Source organism: Marinitoga sp. 1155 (assembly GCF_001021175.1).
Lineage (GTDB): Bacteria > Thermotogota > Thermotogae > Petrotogales > Petrotogaceae > Marinitoga.
Genome location: NZ_AZAX01000040.1, coordinates 1 through 1655, shown reverse-complemented (window position 1 = coordinate 1655; position 1655 = coordinate 1). Strand labels below are relative to the sequence as shown.

Below are 1655 nucleotides of genomic sequence, written 5' to 3'. Positions count from 1 at the left end.
AAATATCGAAAAGAAATTGAAACAAACATTTCCTAATGCAAAAGTTAAAATAAAAAGAAAGAAAAAAAGAAAATAAAATAAAAAAGAGCCGCACGGCATGGATTACCAATGCGGCGGCCCCTATACCCCCCTTAGGTATTTTTTATTTTCATTGTGTAAATTCAATTTACAGAATATTGATTATAAGCTATTTCGAAAAAGGGCATCACCCCCACACTTGGTGTTGATTTACTTTTGTAGTATTATTATATTGTACCCAAAACTTATTGGAGGTGATACCATGTTCAGAAGTTCTAGAAATGTTTTTGTTTTGGACAATTTAAATGACAAACTTTTTAGTATAACTTCTGACGCTTTTAATTCCCTCAATATGGACAAACTTTTTAATTTTCTTATTTCTTTTTATTCTCATAAACCTAATAAGAATTCTCCTTATGATCCTACTTCTCTTTTACGATTATTTTTCCTTCTTAACTCTGTTTTTTCTGAAGATGGATTTACTTCGTCTAGAGATATTTTATCTGTTGTCCCACCAGAATATTTACAACTTTGTGGTTTTCGTGATTCAGTTCCGTGTTATACTACTTATTTTTATTTTAAAAGGCGCATTGGTCTTTCTAATTTGTTATCTCTTTTGAATTCTTTTAAACTTGCTCTTGTTAAAGCTTATTTTAACCGTTTTTCTTTCGTTTTTAAAAAACTTGGTTTTATTGTTCTTTCTGTTGATTCTCAACCTATTCTTGTTGAGGGTAATGTCCCTAAAGGTATAATTCATTCTCATAATAAATTTTATAACAATAAATTTGGTATTCGTTTTCATCATGTTGATATTGTTTTTCCTTTTTATTTTAACCTTTTTTCTGTTTTTCGCCCTGCTAATTATCACGATATTTCTGTTTTTCAGGATTTGATTTTTGATAATATTAAATCTTTTATTCGTTTTTGTTCTTCTAAAGGTATTTATGTCTTTTTTGTTCTGGATAAAGGTTATGATTCTATTTCTAATTTTCATAATATTATTTCTGCTGGAGCTATTCCCTTTATCCCTTTAAAAAAATTCTCTTCTTTTTCTAAATTAAGTCATATTAAAATCAAAGATTATAGACTTTTTTGCTCTCTTTCTAATCATTTTTTGCATTCTGATGGTAATGATTATTCCAGAAATCGTCACCGTTTTATCTGTCCTTTTAGAAAAAATTGCAATTTGAATTCTTATTGTTCTGGCAGATTCTGGGTTCCTATTATTCCCAATATCCAATATTATCAATCTTTTAAATTTAATATTTTACGTTCAAAAATCCCTTCTTCTCCTATTTTTAATTTCATTTATCGTTTTAGAAAACGTATTGAAAATATTAACGCCATTAATTCAAATAAATTTTCTTTTAGAAACACTCATTATTTTAGAAATTTTAATCATTTGCTTAAATTTGAAATTAAACTTTCTTCTTTTCTTTTTAAACTTTTTTGGTTTGATTCTAATGTTTCTATTCATTCTTTTCTTTGTTCTTCTTATTTTCCAAAACCTTTTATTTATATTTTTAAGTCTGCCAAATTTATTAAAATTAAAGCGTCTAAGTTTTTTAGTTCTTTTTAGTTTTTTCCATTATTTGTATTTCTTTCTTTGATATATACATATTTTTACACAATACTTA

General features: G+C 26.2%; 1 protein-coding gene. It reads left to right on the top strand.

The genetic code is table 11. The annotated features are described in order from the left end of the window. Positions 1-280: 280 nt before the first annotated feature. On the top strand, positions 281-1597 hold the full coding sequence (locus tag X274_RS09875; protein ID WP_047266668.1) for a hypothetical protein: 1317 nt from the start codon (positions 281-283) through the stop codon (positions 1595-1597). The last annotated feature ends 58 nt before the right edge of the window (positions 1598-1655 follow it).